The 15501-nt window shown below is 71.4% G+C and carries 11 protein-coding genes; 8 read left to right on the plus strand and 3 right to left on the minus strand.

Features of this window, described 5'->3' with window-relative positions; all coding sequences use genetic code 11:
- From L0B03_RS05430 to L0B03_RS05465, 8 genes are all read left to right on the plus strand, one after another.
- A partial coding sequence (locus L0B03_RS05430; protein WP_250444613.1) for a fibronectin type III-like domain-contianing protein occupies positions 1-425 on the plus strand: 425 nt, incomplete at its 5' end.
- Positions 422-1441 (plus strand): sugar ABC transporter permease, encoded by a 1020-nt coding sequence (locus tag L0B03_RS05435; protein ID WP_250444614.1) that lies wholly within the window; start codon positions 422-424, stop codon positions 1439-1441. The genes L0B03_RS05430 and L0B03_RS05435, both read left to right, overlap by 4 nt.
- 41 nt (positions 1442-1482) lie before the next feature.
- On the plus strand, positions 1483-2397 hold the full coding sequence (locus L0B03_RS05440; RefSeq protein WP_250444622.1) for a carbohydrate ABC transporter permease: 915 nt from the start codon (positions 1483-1485) through the stop codon (positions 2395-2397).
- A gap of 61 nt (positions 2398-2458) precedes the next feature.
- A complete protein-coding gene (locus L0B03_RS05445; RefSeq protein ID WP_250444615.1) occupies positions 2459-4111 on the plus strand; it encodes an extracellular solute-binding protein in 1653 nt (550 codons plus the stop codon).
- A 148-nt stretch (positions 4112-4259) separates the two neighbouring features.
- Positions 4260-5849, plus strand: a complete 1590-nt coding sequence (locus tag L0B03_RS05450) for a xylan 1,4-beta-xylosidase (protein WP_308200005.1) — start codon at positions 4260-4262, stop codon at positions 5847-5849.
- A gap of 74 nt (positions 5850-5923) precedes the next feature.
- Complete coding sequence (locus L0B03_RS05455; protein WP_250444616.1) at positions 5924-8017, plus strand: beta-galactosidase; 2094 nt, start codon at positions 5924-5926, stop codon at positions 8015-8017.
- Positions 8017-9201, plus strand: a complete 1185-nt coding sequence (gene uxuA, locus L0B03_RS05460; RefSeq protein WP_250444617.1) for a mannonate dehydratase — start codon at positions 8017-8019, stop codon at positions 9199-9201. Before L0B03_RS05455 ends, uxuA begins: the two co-directional genes overlap by 1 nt.
- 4 nt (positions 9202-9205) lie before the next feature.
- Positions 9206-9898: a DUF624 domain-containing protein gene (locus L0B03_RS05465; protein WP_250444618.1), complete on the plus strand. Its 693-nt coding sequence runs from the start codon at positions 9206-9208 to the stop codon at positions 9896-9898.
- A gap of 36 nt (positions 9899-9934) precedes the next feature.
- Here the strand turns inward: L0B03_RS05465 and L0B03_RS05470 are convergent, their stop codons facing one another.
- The 3 genes from L0B03_RS05470 to manD form a co-directional block, all read right to left on the minus strand.
- The gene (locus L0B03_RS05470) at positions 9935-11659 is read right to left on the minus strand and encodes an HNH endonuclease signature motif containing protein (protein WP_250444619.1); all 1725 of its coding nucleotides are present in this window, start codon (positions 11657-11659) and stop codon (positions 9935-9937) included.
- Positions 11660-11815: 156 nt separating this feature from the next.
- Positions 11816-13975 carry an alpha-glucuronidase gene (locus tag L0B03_RS05475; RefSeq protein WP_250444620.1) on the minus strand — a complete coding sequence of 720 codons (2160 nt, stop codon included), beginning with the start codon at positions 13973-13975 and terminating at the stop codon, positions 11816-11818.
- On the minus strand, positions 13965-15221 hold the full coding sequence (gene manD / locus L0B03_RS05480) for a D-mannonate dehydratase ManD (protein WP_250444621.1): 1257 nt from the start codon (positions 15219-15221) through the stop codon (positions 13965-13967). Before manD ends, L0B03_RS05475 begins: the two co-directional genes overlap by 11 nt.
- Between the last annotated feature and the right edge of the window lie 280 nt (positions 15222-15501).

Genomic DNA, 15501 nt, shown 5'->3' on the forward strand with positions numbered 1-15501 from the left:
GGGTCGACGGCGAGGCCACGGTCGAGGTGACCGTGCGCAACACCGGCGGCCGCGCCGGGGCGGAGGTCGTCCAGCTCTACCTGCACGACGTCGCCGCCCAGGTGGTCCAGCCCGTGGTGCGGCTCGTGGGCTTCGCCCGCGTCGAGCTCGAGCCGGGCGCTGCTGCGCAGGTGCGCTTCACCGTCCCGGCCGACGTCGCCTCCTTCACCGGGCTGCGCGGGCGACGGGTGGTCGAGCCCGGCGCGGTCGAGCTTCGCGTGGCGCGGTCGAGCGAGCAGGTCGAGGGGGTCGTCGCCCTGGACCTGGTCGGCGCCGAGCGCGAGGTCGGGCACCACCGCGCGGCGGCCCGGGTCGAGGTCCACACCCTCGACGGACCGCACCGCGACGAGCTCGCCCTGCTCGCCGCCGGCGGGGCCTCGGCATGAGCACCCCGCAGAACCTCGAGGCCTCCTCCCCCGCAGGGGGCCAGGCCACCGGCACCATCGCCGACGGGGCAGCCGCCGTCGCGATCGCCCGGACCGGCAAGGGCGGGTACCCCCAGCGCAGCTGGCGCAAGACCCTGCGCCGGGACTGGCAGCTGTACTCCCTGCTGGTGCTGCCGCTGATCTTCCTGCTGATCTTCCGCTACCTGCCGATGGCCGGGAACGTCATCGCCTTCCGGCGGTTCCGGCCCGGGAGCAGCATCTTCGGTGACGAGTGGGTGGGGCTGCGGTACGTCGAGCTCTTCATCAACGACGCGAAGTTCTGGGAGGTCTTCCAGAACACCCTGATCCTCGGGGCGCTCGGTCTCCTCGTGGTGTTCCCCCTGCCGATCATCCTGGCGCTGCTGCTCAACGAGGTCCGGCGGATCTGGTTCAAGCGGCTCGTGCAGACCATCAGCTACCTGCCGCACTTCATGTCGATCGTGATCGTCGCGGGGATGGTGTTCCAGATCTTCTCCGTGCAGGGGACGATCAACCAGGTGATCACGGCCATGGGCGGTGACGCGGTGAACTTCATGCAGCGCGCCGACTGGTTCCGCACCATCTACATCAGCTCCGAGGTGTGGCAGACCGTCGGCTGGGGAACCATCCTCTACCTCGCGGCCCTGACGACGATCGACCAGCAGCTCTACGAGGCCTCGCGCATCGACGGCGCGAACCGTTGGAAGCAGACCTGGCACATCACGTTGCCGGGCATCCGGCCGACCATGGTCACCCTGCTCGTGCTCAACATCGGCACCTTCATGGCCGTCGGCTTCGAGAAGGTCCTGCTGCTCTACAACCCCCTCACCTACCCGACGGCCGACGTCATCTCGACGTACCTGTACCGGGTGGGGATCCTCTCGAGCAACTTCAGCTATGCGACAGCGATCGGGCTCTTCGAGTCCCTCATCGGGCTGACGCTGATCCTGTCCGCCAACGCGATATCGCGACGACTAGTGGGGACGAGCCTGTGGTGACCGACAGCGCACTCAAGGACGAGACCGGCACCCCGGACCCGATCAGGCTCGCCCGCCGGCTCGAGCGACCCGCCCCGACGACCGTCAAGGACAGCCGCGGCTACAAGGTGTTCACCGTCATCAACGTGGTGGTGCTCCTCGGGGTCATGGCGATCACCCTGTACCCCTTCGCCAACATCATCGCGCAGTCGTTCAGCAGCGAGGGGTTCATCAACGCGGGGCAGGTCAACCTCGTTCCGCGTGGGTTCAACATCGAGACCTACCGGACCGTCATGGCCGACAACATGTTCTGGATCAACTACCGGAACACGGTCGTCTACACGGTCGTGGCGACGGTGATCGCGATGGTGCTGACCACGACCTACGCCTACGCGATCTCGAAGAAGAACCTGCGGGGACGCAACTTCTTCATCATGGTCGCCGTCTTCACGATGTTCTTCAACGGCGGCCTGATCCCCAACTACGTCCTGATCAACGCGATCGGGTTCACCAACACGATCTGGGCGATCGTCATCCCCAACGCGATCAGCGTGTTCAACCTGCTGGTCATGAAGGCCTTCTTCGAGAACATGCCCGAGGAGCTCGAGGAGGCCGCCGCGATCGACGGCCTGGGCACCTACCGCACGCTGCTGAGGATCGTGCTGCCGTTGAGCAAGGCCGTCATCGCGACGATGGTCCTGTTCTACGCGGTCTCCTTCTGGAACTCCTGGTTCCAGGCCTTCCTGTACCTCGACGACGCCCGCCTCTACCCGGTCACGGTCTACCTGCGGAACCTCATCGCCGGGGCCACGACGGCCACCTCGGTGGCCGGGGGGTCCTCGGACGGCATGACGCAGGTCGCCTCGAACATCCAGTCGGTGACGATGGTGCTGACCGTCCTGCCGATCATCTGCCTCTACCCCTTCATCCAGAAGTACTTCGTCTCGGGCGTGATGCTCGGGTCGGTGAAGGGGTGATCGAGGAGCCACCAGCTGCACTCCCTGCTACGACCACTGATGCTCGACGGAAGGGACAGTCATGACCACCACACGGAGGCGCCTCGCCGCAGGCGCGACGGCGGGAGTTCTCGCCCTGGGCCTCGTGGCCTGCACGAGCGAGGAGGAGGGGTCCGTCGACGGACCTGATGCCGAGGAGCTCGACGGCCTCGACGTCGGCGCGATGGAGGAGTTCGGCGTCGGCGACACCTTCGTCGCGACCGAGCCGGTCGAGATCGAGGTGCTCTACCGAGACCACCCGAACTACCCGCTCGACGAGGAGTGGCTGTTCTTCGAGCACCTCGCCGAGACCAACAACGTCACCTTCGACCTGACGACCGCGCCCCTGTCGGACTGGGACCAGCGCAAGGGCGTGCTGATCGGTGCGGGCGACGCCCCCGACGTCATCTCGGTGACGTACCCGGGCCAGGAGGCGCAGTTCGTCGCCTCGGGCGCGATCCTGCCGATCAGCGACTACGTCGACCTCATGCCGCACTACCAGGACCGGGTCGAGCAGTGGGGCCTGGAGGAGGAGATCGACACCCTGCGCCAGGAGGACGGCAAGTACTACCTGCTCCCGGGGGTCTACGAGGAGCTGCGCTACGACTACACGATCGGGATGCGGACAGACATCCTCGACGAGCTGGGTCTCGAGGAGCCGCAGACCTGGGACGACTTCGCCGACACCCTCGCCGCGGTCAAGGACCACGAGGGCACGCAGTACGCGATGTCGGACCGGTGGGAGGGGCTGGCGCTGATGAACTTCGCCTCGGCCTCCTTCGGGACGGTGGCGGGCTGGGGCTACGGCGACGGCACGGTCTTCGACCACGACGCCGGTGAGTACGTCTACGCCGGGGCTACCGACGAGTACCGGGACCTGGTCGAGTACTTCACCGGGCTCGTCGAGGAGGGGCTGCTCGACCCTGAGAGCTTCACGCAGGACGACGACCAGGCCATCGCCAAGCTCATCAACGAGCAGTCCTTCGCGATCACGACGAACTCCCAGGAGCTCATCGGTCACCGGACGAGCATGGACGAGACCCTCGGTGAGGGCACCTACGAGCTGATGAAGATCCGGGCGCCCGAGGGCCCCGCGGGTGACGTCATGGGTGGCCTGCGGATCGAGAACGGCTTCATGATCTCCTCGGGGGCCGCCGAGAAGGAGAACTTCGTCGCGACCCTGCAGTTCCTCGACTGGCTGTTCTACTCCGACGAAGGCCTCGAGTTCGCCCGCTGGGGCGTCGAGGGCGAGACCTACGAGAAGGACGCCGACGGCACCCGCACCCTCGCGGCCGACGTCGACTTCCTCGGCCAGAACCCCGAGGGCACCACGAACCTGCAGACCGACTACGGGTTCTTCAACGGGGTCTTCTCCCTGGCGCACGGCTCGACCACCGACCTGGTGCGCACGCACATCAGCGAGGAGGAGGTCGAGTGGCAGGAGGCCATGTCGAGCAAGGAGCAGGCGCCGCTCGACCCGCCCGCCCCCCTCGACGAGATCGAGCGCGAGCAGGCCAGCCTCTACCAGACGGCCCTCGCCGACTACGTCACGCAGAACACCCTGGCCTTCATCACCGGCCAGCGTGACCTGTCCGAGTGGGACGAGTACGTCTCCGAGCTCGAGGGCCAGAACATGCAGGCCTTCGTCGACATCATGAACACCGCCTACGAGCGCTTCCAGGAGGACAACGCGTAGCAACGCCACCGGCCCGGCCGCGCCACCCAGCGCGGCCGGGCCGTCGTCGTCCTCCTGAGGCTTCCCGTCGGCGCGACGTCCAGCTCGTGCTGACGACGACCCCGCCCACCCCTGCACCTAGCGCCGTCCTCCCCCTGGAGCTCCTCCCGTGACTGCCGAGCCTGTCGACGTCCCCACCGAACCCGTCCGTCAGCTCTCCTCCGCGTGGCGCCGCTGCGTGGGGACGGGGCGGATGAACCTCTCCCTGCGCCGCGGCCACCGCGAGGCCCTGGCCCTGGCCCGCGAGGAGATCGGCTTCGAGATGATCCGCGGCCACGGCATGCTCAGCGACGACATGGGCGTGTACCGCGAGGTCGAGTGGCAGGGCGAGCGGCAGGTGCGGCACGTCTTCGGCTACCTCGACGAGGTGGTCGACAGCTACCTGGCCACGGGGGTGCGGCCCTTCCTCGAGCTGGGCTTCATGCCCGAGGCGCTGGCCTCGGGGGACCAGACGGTCTTCTGGTGGAAGGGCAACGTGACCCCGCCGCGCTCCTACCCGCAGTGGCAGGAGCTGGTCCGCGGGACCCTGCGCCACCTCGTGGACCGGTACGGGATCGACGAGGTGCGGACCTGGCCGATCGAGGTGTGGAACGAGCCGAACCTGACGGACTTCTGGCAGGGGGCGGACCAGGAGGAGTACCTGCGTCTCTACGAGGCCACCGCCCACGCCGTCAAGGAGGTCGACGCCGAGCTCCAGGTGGGCGGACCGGTCCTGTCGCCCGGGGCCGACCAGTGGTGGGCCCCGTTCGCCGAGTTCGTGGCCCGGCGAGATGTCCCGGTGGACTTCGTCAGCCGGCACGCGTACACCTCAGGCCCCGCGCAGCACGTGCCCTTCGGCGTCTACCAGGACCTGCGCCCGCCCCAGCACCTGCTCGAGCAGTTCGCGGCCCCCGCCCAGCACCTGGCCGGGACGGCCCTCGCGGGGCTCCCGGTGCACATCAGCGAGTTCAACACCTCCTACCGGCCCGACAACCCCGTGCACGACACCGCCTACAACGCCGCCTACCTCGCCCCGGTGCTGGCCGCGGGAGGAGAGCACGTCGACTCGTTCGCGTACTGGACGGTCAGCGACGTGTTCGAGGAGGCGGGGGTGCCGGCGAGCATCTTCCACGGCGGGTTCGGCCTGCTGACCCACGGTCTGGTCCGCAAGCCGACGTACCACCTGTACGCCTTCATGGCGCGGCTGGGGGACCAGGTGCTGGCCGAGGGCGAGGACCACCTCGTGACGCGGCATGCCGACGGGCGCCTCGCCGTCCTCGCCTGGCAACCGGTCGACGGCTCGCCGGTCACCGCGGCGGACCGGCACCACGTGCGTCTCTCGGTGCCGGTCTCCGGACCGCTGGGTGCGGAGGCGGAGCGGGCAGCTGCCCGGACGGGACCAGGCTCCGCGGCACCCTCGAGCGAGCCGCGCACCGCTTTCGTGCTGCGGCGTCGGGTCAACGAGTCCGACGGCAACGCGTGGACGGCCTGGCAGCAGCTCGGTCGGCCGGCCAGCCCGGGTGCGCGTCACCTCGACCTGCTGCACGACGCCGCGCGCCCCGCCGTCGAGCACTCCTCGGTCGCGGTCCACGGAGGGCGGGTCGAGCTCGACCTGCACCTGGCCCAGCACGAGGTCACGCTGGTGGAGGTCGAGGCCGTCCGCGACAGCACCCCGCCGTGGCTCGACGACACCCGCATCCCGGGCTACGGCGTCGCCTGATCCCTCGCACCGGCCGTCCCCTCGCCCAGCCAGCCCGCCAGCTTTCCAGCTGTCCAGTACGAGAGGCTTGACCCATGACCCTGCCCCGGATCCCGCGCATCGCCTACGGCGGCGACTACAACCCCGAGCAGTGGCCGGCCGAGGTCTGGGACGAGGACCACGAGGCCTTCGACCTGGCCCGCATCGACACCCTGACCATCGGGGTCTTCGTGTGGGCCCTCACCCAGCCCGACGAGCACACCTACGACCTGACCGTCCTCGAGCAGGCCCTGGACCGCGCCCACGCCGAGGGCCGTCGCGTGTGCCTGGCGACGGGGACCGGGGCGGTGCCGCCATGGCTCGCCCACGAGTACCCCGAGGTGTGCCGGGTCGACTTCGAGGGCCGTCGGCACGTCTACGGCCAGCGGCACAACGCCTGCCACAGCTCGCCCGCCTACCGCCGCCTGGCGACGGCCCTCGCCGGAAGGGTGGCCGAGCGCTTCGCCGATCACCCCGCCGTCGTCGCCTGGCACGTCAACAACGAGTACGGCGGGTACGACGGCGGGTGCTGGTGCGACCTGTGCGCCGGGGAGTTCCGGGCGTGGTTGCGGGAGCGGTACGGCGACCTGGACCGGCTCAACGAGGCGTGGAACACGCTGTTCTGGTCGCACCGGTTCACCGCGTGGGAGCAGATCGTGCCGCCGAACAAGCTGTCCGAGCACTGGCGGGGGCCGAACCACACGGCCTTCCAGGGGATCACCCTCGACTATCTGCGCTTCACCTCGGAGAACATGCTGCGCACCTTCCGTGAGGAGAAGGAGGCGATCCGAGCGCACTCCGACCTGCCGGTCACGACGAACTTCATGGGCATGTTCCGGCCGCTGGACTACCACCGGTGGTCCGAGCACCTGGACTTCGCCTCGTGGGACAACTACCCGCCCGACGGTCGGCCCGCCTCCCGCATGGCCCTGACGCACGCGTTGATGCGCGGGCTGAAGGGCGGCCAGCCGTTCTGGCTCATGGAGCAGACCCCCACCGTGACGGCCAGCCGCGACGTGAACCCCGTCAAGCGGCCCGGCTTCATGGGGCTGTGGTCCTGGCAGGCCGTGGCCCACGGGGCCGACGCTGTGCTCTTCTTCCAGATGCGTCAGTCCCGCGGGGCCAGCGAGAAGTACCACGGGGCGGTGCTCAACCACGCGGGGCGGACCGACACCCGGTCCTTCCAGGAGGTCGCCCGGCTCGGCGCCGAGCTCGAGGGGCTGGGGGACCGGACCCTGGGCGCCCGCACGCCCGCGAACGTCGCGCTGCTCTTCGACTGGGACTCGTGGTGGGCCGTGGAGATCTCCGACGGGCCCAATCGTCACCTGAGCTACCAGCGCACCATGATCGAGCACCACCGCAGCCTGTGGGAGGCGGGGGCGCAGATCGACGTCGTCCCGGTGACCGCGGACCTCACAAGCTACGACGTGGTCGTCGCCCCGCTGCTGCACATGATCAAGGGTGACCTGGCCGAGCGTCTGGCCGCCGTGGCCGAGCGCGGGGGGACGGTCGTGACGGGTGTGCTGTCCGGGCGGGTCGACGAGGACGACAACGCCTTCCTGACCGACGTGCCGGGCCCCCTCGCGGAGCTGTTGGGTGTCCGCGTCGACGAGACCGATGCCCAGGCCCCCGGGGTGGTCAACCCGGTGAGGCTCGGGGGGACGGGGCCGCGCGGCGCCGGGGGGACGAGCGCTGTCGACGTTTCGGCGGGCCATGGCGGTGCTGACGGAGCGCTCGTCAGCGAGGCGAGCCTGGTCTTCGACCTCGTGCTGCCCCGGGGCGCGGAGGTCGTCGGGACCTACGGCGCCGACTTCTACGCCGGCACTCCGGCCGTCACCCGGAACCCGTACGGGGCGGGCGAGGCCTGGTACGTCGGGACGAACCTCGACCAGGCCGGCCTGGACTGGGTGCTGCGCCGGGTGCTCGACCGGCACGGCCTGGTGGGTCCGTTCGCCGACGTCCCCGGGCTCGAGCACGCGGTGCGCGAGGTCGACGGCCGGCGGCACGAGTTCCTGCTGCACCACGGGGACGAGGCCGTCGAGGTCGGTGCGCACGTGGCAGGGACCGACCTCCTGACGGGGCGCCCGGTGTCGCAGGGGCAGAGCCTGCGGCTCGAGCCCACGGACGTGCTGGTCCTCGAGGTCAGCTGATGGAGCGCACCTGGCGGTGGTTCGGTCCGCAGGACCCGATCAGCCTCGCCGAGGTCCGCCAGACCGGGGCCACGGGGGTCGTCACCGCGCTGCACCACGTGCCCAACGGCGAGGTGTGGCCGGTCGAGGAGATCCGACGACGCCAGGCCGAGGTCGAGGCCGCGGGGCTGACCTGGTCGGTGGTCGAGAGCGTGCCCGTGCACGAGGACGTGCGTCGGGGGGCGCCCGGGCGGGACCGGTGGATCGAGGCCTACGGGCAGACCCTCGAGAACCTCGCCCGATGCGGCATCGACCTCGTCTGCTACAACGTCATGCCCGCGCTGGACTGGACCCGGACCCACCTGGACCACGTGCTGCCGAACGGCGCGACCTCGCTCCGGTTCGACGCCGACGCCGCAGCGGCCTTCGACCTGACGATCCTGCGGCGCCCGGGGGCCGAGGCCGACTACACGCCCGAGCGGATCGAGAGCGCCCACCGGTACGCGGCCGGCCTGAGCGACGGGCAGCGCGAGACGCTGACCCGCACCATCCTCGCGGGCCTCCCGGGCGCCGAGGAGGGGTACACCCTCGACGCCTTCCGTGGGGCGCTCGAGGCGTACGCGGGGGTCGGTCGCGAGGAGTTGCGCGCGAACCTGCGGTACTTCCTCGAGGCCGTGGTTCCCGTGGCCGAGCGTGTGGGGGTGCGGCTCGCACTGCACCCGGACGACCCGCCGCGGCCGGTGTTCGGGCTGCCGCGGGTGGTCTCGACCCTCGAGGACGCGCAGTGGGTGCTCGACGCGGTGCCGAGCGAGGCCAACGGGTTGACCCTGTGCGTCGGGTCCTACGGGGTGCGGGCCGACAACGACGTGGTCGAGATGGCGCGCGTGCTCGCCCGCCGCGTCTACTTCACGCACCTGCGGTCCACCCGGCGCGAGGCCGACCCGGAGAGCTTCCACGAGGCTGATCACATCGATGGCGACAACGACATGGTGGGCGTGGTCCGCGAGCTGGTCGCCGAGGAGATGCGCCGGGAACGCGAGGGCGGGCCGCGGATCGTGACCCGGCCGGACCACGGGCACCAGCTCCTCGACGACCACCGGCGCGCGACGAACCCCGGGTACCCGCTCATCGGCCGGCTCAAGGGCCTGGCCGAGGTGCGCGGGGTCGAGCTCGCCGTGCGCCGGTGGCTCGAGGCGGGTGGGTGACCCGGTGAGCGACCAGGCGAGATCCTTCGGGGACGGCACCCTCTCGCGGGTCGCCGGGCGGGTGTACTGGTTCCTGGTGATCGAGGGCATGCTGCTGCTGACCCTGTCACCGGGCCTGGTGCTGGCCTTCTGGCTCGCGCCCGACGCCTCGAACCTGCCCCTGTTCGCCCTCGCGGCAGTGCCCGTGGGTCCGGCGCTCGCGGCGGCCTTCTACGCGTGGCGACGGTTCGGGGAGGACCGCGAGTCCTCGCCGCGCAAGGAGTTCCATCGCGGTTACGGCCTGAACCTCGCCGACGCCCTGCGTGCGTGGGTGCCGGCGGTGGTGGTGCTGCTGGTGCTGGCGATCAACCTCACCTTCCAGGGCTCGGCAGGGGTGGGCGGGTCCGTCGCGGGCCCGGTGGCGCTGCTGCAGGTGGGGCTCGCGGTGCTGGTGCTGCTGTGGGCGGTGCGGATGCTCTCAGTGACGTCGGTGTTCTCCTTCCGGTGGCGTGATGCCGCGCGGATCTCGCTGCACACGGTGCTGGTGCGGCCGCTGTCGAGCCTGGCGCTCTTCTCGTACTCGGTGCTCGTGGTCGGGCTGACCGTGGTCACCTTCGACGCGGTGGTCGTGCTCCTCGCGTCGGTCCTGACCTTCGCGGTGGTGCGCAGCGAGGCCCCGGTCCTCGGCTACGTGCGGGAGCGCTTCGTCGCGACGTGACGCAGCGATTCGCGGGCGGCTGCGCGAGCGGCTGCGCTACCCGGTGTCTGTGGTGGTGCCGGGGTCGCGAGGCGGGGGGTGGGTGCGGCCCCTGGCCGTGGGCAGGTCGAGGGCGGGGGTGGTGGTGTGCTGTCGACCGGTGGGTGAGGTCCAGGTGAGGTGGCCGTCGGGGTGCTGGATGAGGGCCCAGCGGGTGGTGTGCTTGAGGCGGTGGTGGGCGGGGCACAGGTGGGCGAGGTTGGTGGCGGCGGTGGTGCCGGTGGCGCCGTGCTCGCGGTAGGCGATGGTGTGGTCGATGTCGGCGCGGGTGGCGGGGTGGTGGCAGCCGGGGAAGCGGCAGGTCTGGTCGCGTAGCCGTAGCCAGGTGCGCAGGTCGGCCGGGACGGTGTAGCGCTGGCGTCCCACGGACAGGGTGGTGCCGGTCTCGGGGTGGGTCAGGATCCGGATGAAGGAGGGGGCGCGGGCGGCCAGGGTGCGGGCGGTGTCGGGGTCGATGGGTCCGTAGCCGTCCAGGTGCCCGGGTTCGTGGGAGTGTCCGAGCAGGGTCATGACCGGGACGGTGACCGCGACGGTGGGGCGCAGGGCGTGCAGGGCCGGGTCCAGAGCCCACGGCGGGGCGGGATCGCCGACATCGCTGGGTGGGGCCGGGGCGGCGGGATCACCGGGCATGGCCGCGGGCGGTGTCGGGGCACCCGTGGAGGACGTCGGGGCGTCCGCGGGTGCGGACAGGGCGGGGGCGCGCGGGGACTGGTACTCGGTGTCCCACCAGTCGGGTGGGTCCAGGGTCAGGGCAGTCAGCACGTCCGCGCGGCGCTGGGCCAGGGTCCGCTGCTCACCCTCGACGCCGGTCTGTTGAGCCGCTCCGCTCTCGCCTGCGCCTGCGCCTGCGCCCGCGCCGTCGGGCCCGGGGTCCGGCCCACCCTGACCCTCGGGGCCCGGTTCGCCGCCGCCCCCGCCCGGGTCCCTGCGGTCGTCGTCCTGGTGGGGCAGGGCGTGGGCGATGCCGGTGAGCTTGTCGTAGATCGCGCCGGCCTGGACCGCGGGCAGGAACGCGGTCAACCAGGCCATCCCGTCCGCGGCCGGGTCCAAGTAGACCGCCCGGTCGGCGAAGGCCCGCGAGTGGCGTTCGGTCGCGGTCGTCGGGTGCACGCGTTCGCGGGCCAGGCGCGCGGCGCGTCCGATCCCGGCCGGGGTGCGGTCGGTCTCGAGCTTGGCCAGCACCGCCTGCTGGTAGGCGCCGGCGGCCTCAGGGGGCAGACCCTCGGCGTGACGCACCACGTGCCGGGCGTGCTTGTCACCCAGCAGCCCCGCGCTCATCGCCGCCAGCACCCCCGGCAGGCGCGCCGCCAGCTCGCTCGAGGTGTCCACCAGGGTCGCCGTCGTGCCCTGCGAGGCGCCCATCGTGGTGGCCAGGTCAGCGACCAGCGCCCGGTGAGCATGCTCGAGGTCCTGGCGCATGGGCACCTCACCGGGAAGCATCGGCACCATCGTGTCCGGCGCGGCCTGAACCACCGCGGCCGCGATCGCCAGCAACGCCGCCCGCTGCCCCGCGATCGCATTCATCGACAGCTCGAGCGTGCCGACCATCCCCACCAGGGCGCGAACGAGCCCCGGCGCGTGCTCAGGCGGGACACGCCCACCGCTCACCTGCTCGAGCAGCGCCCGGGCTGAACCGACCACCTGAGCCCCACGCTCGGCGTCGGGCAGGGACGGGCCAGGCGCCACGAAGGGCAGCGCACCCCGCTCACTCGTGACCGTCACGACACCCCCTCGACCCGCACACCAAACCCGTCTGTTCGAACAAGTGTACGAGTGGGGTCTGACATCCACGGCGTCCGGGCGGGGGTCTCGGGTCCCGCGCACGGGCGCCTGGAGGGAGCCCCCGCCCTCAGCCCGTCGCGCTCGAGGGCCGCGCCATCAGTACAGCCGGCGCCCCCGCTCGTCCGGCACCCCGGACTTCCGCCAGAAGTACGTGGTGATCTGGTCCCGCCACTCGCGGGCCGACCGCAGCTGCTCGGTCAGCCGTTCGGTGACGCGAGCGAACACGCCGTCGTCGACCCTGCCCTCGAGCTCGGACCACACCGCGACCATCTCCTCGACCCGCTCGACCCCGCGGAAGTGCGTGTCGTAGATGTGCTGGATCACGGTCGACCCGCTGTGCAGCACGTGGGTGTAGGGGACGTGGTGGAAGAAGAGCAGCAGCTCGTCGGGGCAGGTCTCGAGGTGCTCGTAGGTCTCGCTCCATGGCTCGGGGTACTGGCCCGTGTACCCGGTGCCCGTCGCGCGGGTGCGGTCCACGCCCACGCCGTCGCGGTCGGCGAAGTGGTAGGTGCCCCACCTGGAGTACTCGTACCCGTCGACGCTCGGGCCGTAGTGGCCCGCGGGGTTGACCATGAACCCGACGCCCAGCGGCGCGGTGTAGTCCTCGTAGGTGCGCCAGGAGTCGTCCATGATCTCGTGCAGGGCCGAGGCCACCGCCGGGTCCTCGCCGAAGGTCAGGCGGATCCACTCGTCGAGGAAGTCCCCCTCGTCGACGGTCGCATCCCACGCCAGCCGCCCGAAGGCGTACAGGTTGGCCTGGGCGAGCGGGTGCCCGCACCAGAACTCGTCGGTGCCCACGTTCGAGACCGCGGCGATCCCGCCGGCCAGGCCCCCGGGACCGAGCCCCGCGGCGACATGGGCCACGGTCGGTTCCCGGGTGCCCCACAGCGGGAACCCGAGCAGCTCGGACCACCACGGCCCCAGGTAGCACACGTGCTTCTGCTGACCTGTGTACTCCTGGGTGACCTGCAGCTCGACCGCCAGGCGGGTCCGTGGCATCGCGGCGATCACGGGGGAGACGGCCTCGCGCGTCTGGAAGTCGAGCGGCCCGTGCTTGATTTGCACGACGACGTTGTCGTCGAACCGCCCGTCGAGCGGTGCGAAGTGGTCGTAGGCGGCCCGGGCGCGATCGGTCGATCGATCCCGCCAGTCCTGGTGATGGTTGTAGACGAAGGCTCGCCAGAAGATGGTGCCACCGTGCGGTGCCACGGCCCGGGCCAGGAGGTTCGCGCCGTCGGCGTGGTCGCGGCCGTAGGCGAACGGCCCCGGTTGCCCCTCGGAGTCGGCCTTGATCACGAACCCTCCGAAGTCCGGGATGCGGGTCCAGACCCGGTCCGCCGCCTCGGCCCACCACTGCTGCACGGCCGGGTCGAGCGGGTCGGCCGTCTCGAGCCCGCCCAAGGTCTGCGGTGACCCGAAGGAGACCGACAGGTACGCCTGGATCCCGTGCGGCCGGAAGACCTCGGCCAGCCGCGCGACGTCGTCGAGCCCGTCCGTCAGCAGGCGCGCCTCGAGCAGGTCGACGTTCACGTTGTTGACCGACACCGCGTTGACCCCGATCGAACCGAGCAGCCGTGCATAGCTCTCGGCCCGGGACAGGTCCGTGCGCAGCCTGCCTTCGCTCCAGAAGATCGAGCCCCCCGCGTACCCGCGCTCGACCTGCCCCATCACGGGGTGCACGGTCAGGTTGTCCCAGTGGTCGAGCATCCGGATCGGCTGGATGGGCAGGTCCCAGGTCATCGGCTGGTCGACGGTGAACGCCTCCTCGCCGGCGCGGACCAGGTCGTGCAGCCCGTAGAGCAGGGCGCGGCTTCCTCCGGCGACCACCGCCGTACGGCCGTCGCGCCGTCCCCGCAGGAAGGTCTCCTCGCCGATGAGGTTTCCCGCCGTCCCGTCCAGGTCGCCGCCGGTCACCGCGGCGACCAGCTCGGCGTTCGGGTCGTCCACGGGCTCGGCATACCGCATCGCGGCGGTCCCCGGATGGGCGACGCGCACCGCCACCAGGAGGACGACGTCGTGTGCCGCAGCCTGGTCCGCGTCGACGAGCTCCTCGGGGGTGCTCACGGTGACGGACCCGCCGAAAAGTTCGACCGCGTGGCGGACCTCGGCCACGACGGTGCCGTCCACGGGCCCCGCGTCGGGACCGAGGGCCACGAGCACCCGGCGGGCGCCCAGGGGGCGCCAGACGTCGTCGGGCAACCAGGCGGGGTGAGCTGCGGGGAGGGCGGCGTCGCGGGCCGGCTTCTCACCAGTCATGGATGGTGCCGTCCTTGAGTCGGTTGAGGGGCAGGTAGGCGGCCGAGTACGGGTGACGGTCCGCGGCGTCGTCGTCGTACGTCACGCCCAGGCCGGGCTCCTCGCCCGGGTGGAGCAGGCCGCCGGACCACCGGAAGGTCTGGCCGAAGACCTCGCCGGTCAGGGCGCTGTGCTGCATGTACTCCTGGATGCCCAGGTTGTGGATCGCGAGGTCCAGGTGCAGGGCCGCGGCCATGCCCACGGGGGAGACGTCGGTGGGGCCGTGGAAGCCGGTGCGCACCTGGTGCAGGGCCGCGAGGTCGACGATCCGGCGCAGGCCCGTGATGCCGCCGGCGTGGGTGACCGAGGAACGCACGTAGTCGATGAGCTGCTCGCTCAGCAGCTGGCGGTAGTCCCAGACCGAGGTCAGCACCTCGCCGATCGCCAGGGGGGTGGTGGTGTGCTGACGGACCAGGCGCAGGCCCTCGGGGTTGTCCGCCGGCGTGCAGTCCTCGAGCCAGAACAGGTCGTAGGGCTCGACCGCGCGGCCCAGGCGCGCGGCCTCGTTGGGGGTCAGGCGGTGGTGGGCGTCGTGCAGCAGCGGCAGCTCGGGGCCGAACTCGTTCCGCACCGCCTCGAGCACACCGGGCAGGTGGCGCAGGTACGCGCGGGTGTCCCAGTCCTCCTCGACGGGAAGCGGCGCGCGTTGCGCGGGCTCGTAGTCGTAGGTGCCCGACGACGGCGCGGCCGAGACCCCGTAGATCTTGTCGACCCCCGGCACCGAGGTCTGCACGCGGATCGACCGGAACCCCTCGGCCTGCTGCGCGCGGATCGAGTCCATGAGCTCGGGCAGGTCCCGCCCCGAGGCGTGCCCGTAGGCCATGATCCCCTCGCGCGAGGCCCCGCCGAGCAGCTGGTAGAGCGGGAGCCCGGCGATCCGCGCCTTGATGTCCCACAGCGCGACGTCGACCGCCGCGATGGCGCACATGGTGACCGGGCCGCGACGCCAGTACGCCCCGCGGTGCAGCATCTGCCAGGTGTCCTCGATGCGGTGCGCGTCGCGGCCGATCAGCATCGGGACGACGTGGTCCTGCAGGTAGGAGGCGACCGCGAGCTCTCGGCCGTTGAGCGTCGCGTCCCCCAGCCCGACGACGCCGTCCTGCGTGGTCACGCGCAGGGTGACGAAGTTGCGGCCCGGGCCGGTGACGAGCACCTCGGCCGAGCGGATGGTCGAGCCCCGCGACGGTGCGGGCTGGTCCAGGGTCATGGCTCCTCCGGGACGACGGCGTCGTGCGAGCGTACGGCGCTGGACGGTGTGAGGCAAGCGGTTGCCCATCGTTGCCAGTGCCGGGCAGGACGGTGCAGGATGGCGCGACGGCGGAGCGACCGCCGACCGCCGCAGCAGGGAGACCATGGCCGAGGAACCGGACCGCGGACGTGAGCACGTGCCCCGGGGGCCGACGCTCCGGGACGTCGCGGTGCGCAGCGGGGTGGCGGTCTCGACCGCGTCCCGTGCGCTCACGCGTCCCGGCCGGGTCGGCGCGGCC

The sequence above is a fragment of the Actinotalea sp. C106 genome (genome assembly GCF_023630195.1).
Taxonomy (GTDB): domain Bacteria; phylum Actinomycetota; class Actinomycetes; order Actinomycetales; family Cellulomonadaceae; genus Actinotalea.

Bases quoted from the DNA above. Each gene is read 5' to 3' on its own strand.
- L0B03_RS05455 (WP_250444616.1), top strand. From the start codon at position 5,924: ATGACCCTGCCCCGGATCCCGCGCATCGCCTACGGCGGCGACTACAAC.
- L0B03_RS05445 (WP_250444615.1), top strand. From the start codon at position 2,459: ATGACCACCACACGGAGGCGCCTCGCCGCAGGCGCGACGGCGGGAGTT.
- L0B03_RS05435 (WP_250444614.1), top strand. From the start codon at position 422: ATGAGCACCCCGCAGAACCTCGAGGCCTCCTCCCCCGCAGGGGGCCAG.
- manD (WP_250444621.1), bottom strand. From the start codon at position 15,221: ATGACCCTGGACCAGCCCGCACCGTCGCGGGGCTCGACCATCCGCTCG.
- L0B03_RS05475 (WP_250444620.1), bottom strand. From the start codon at position 13,975: ATGACTGGTGAGAAGCCGGCCCGCGACGCCGCCCTCCCCGCAGCTCAC.
- uxuA (WP_250444617.1), top strand. From the start codon at position 8,017: ATGGAGCGCACCTGGCGGTGGTTCGGTCCGCAGGACCCGATCAGCCTC.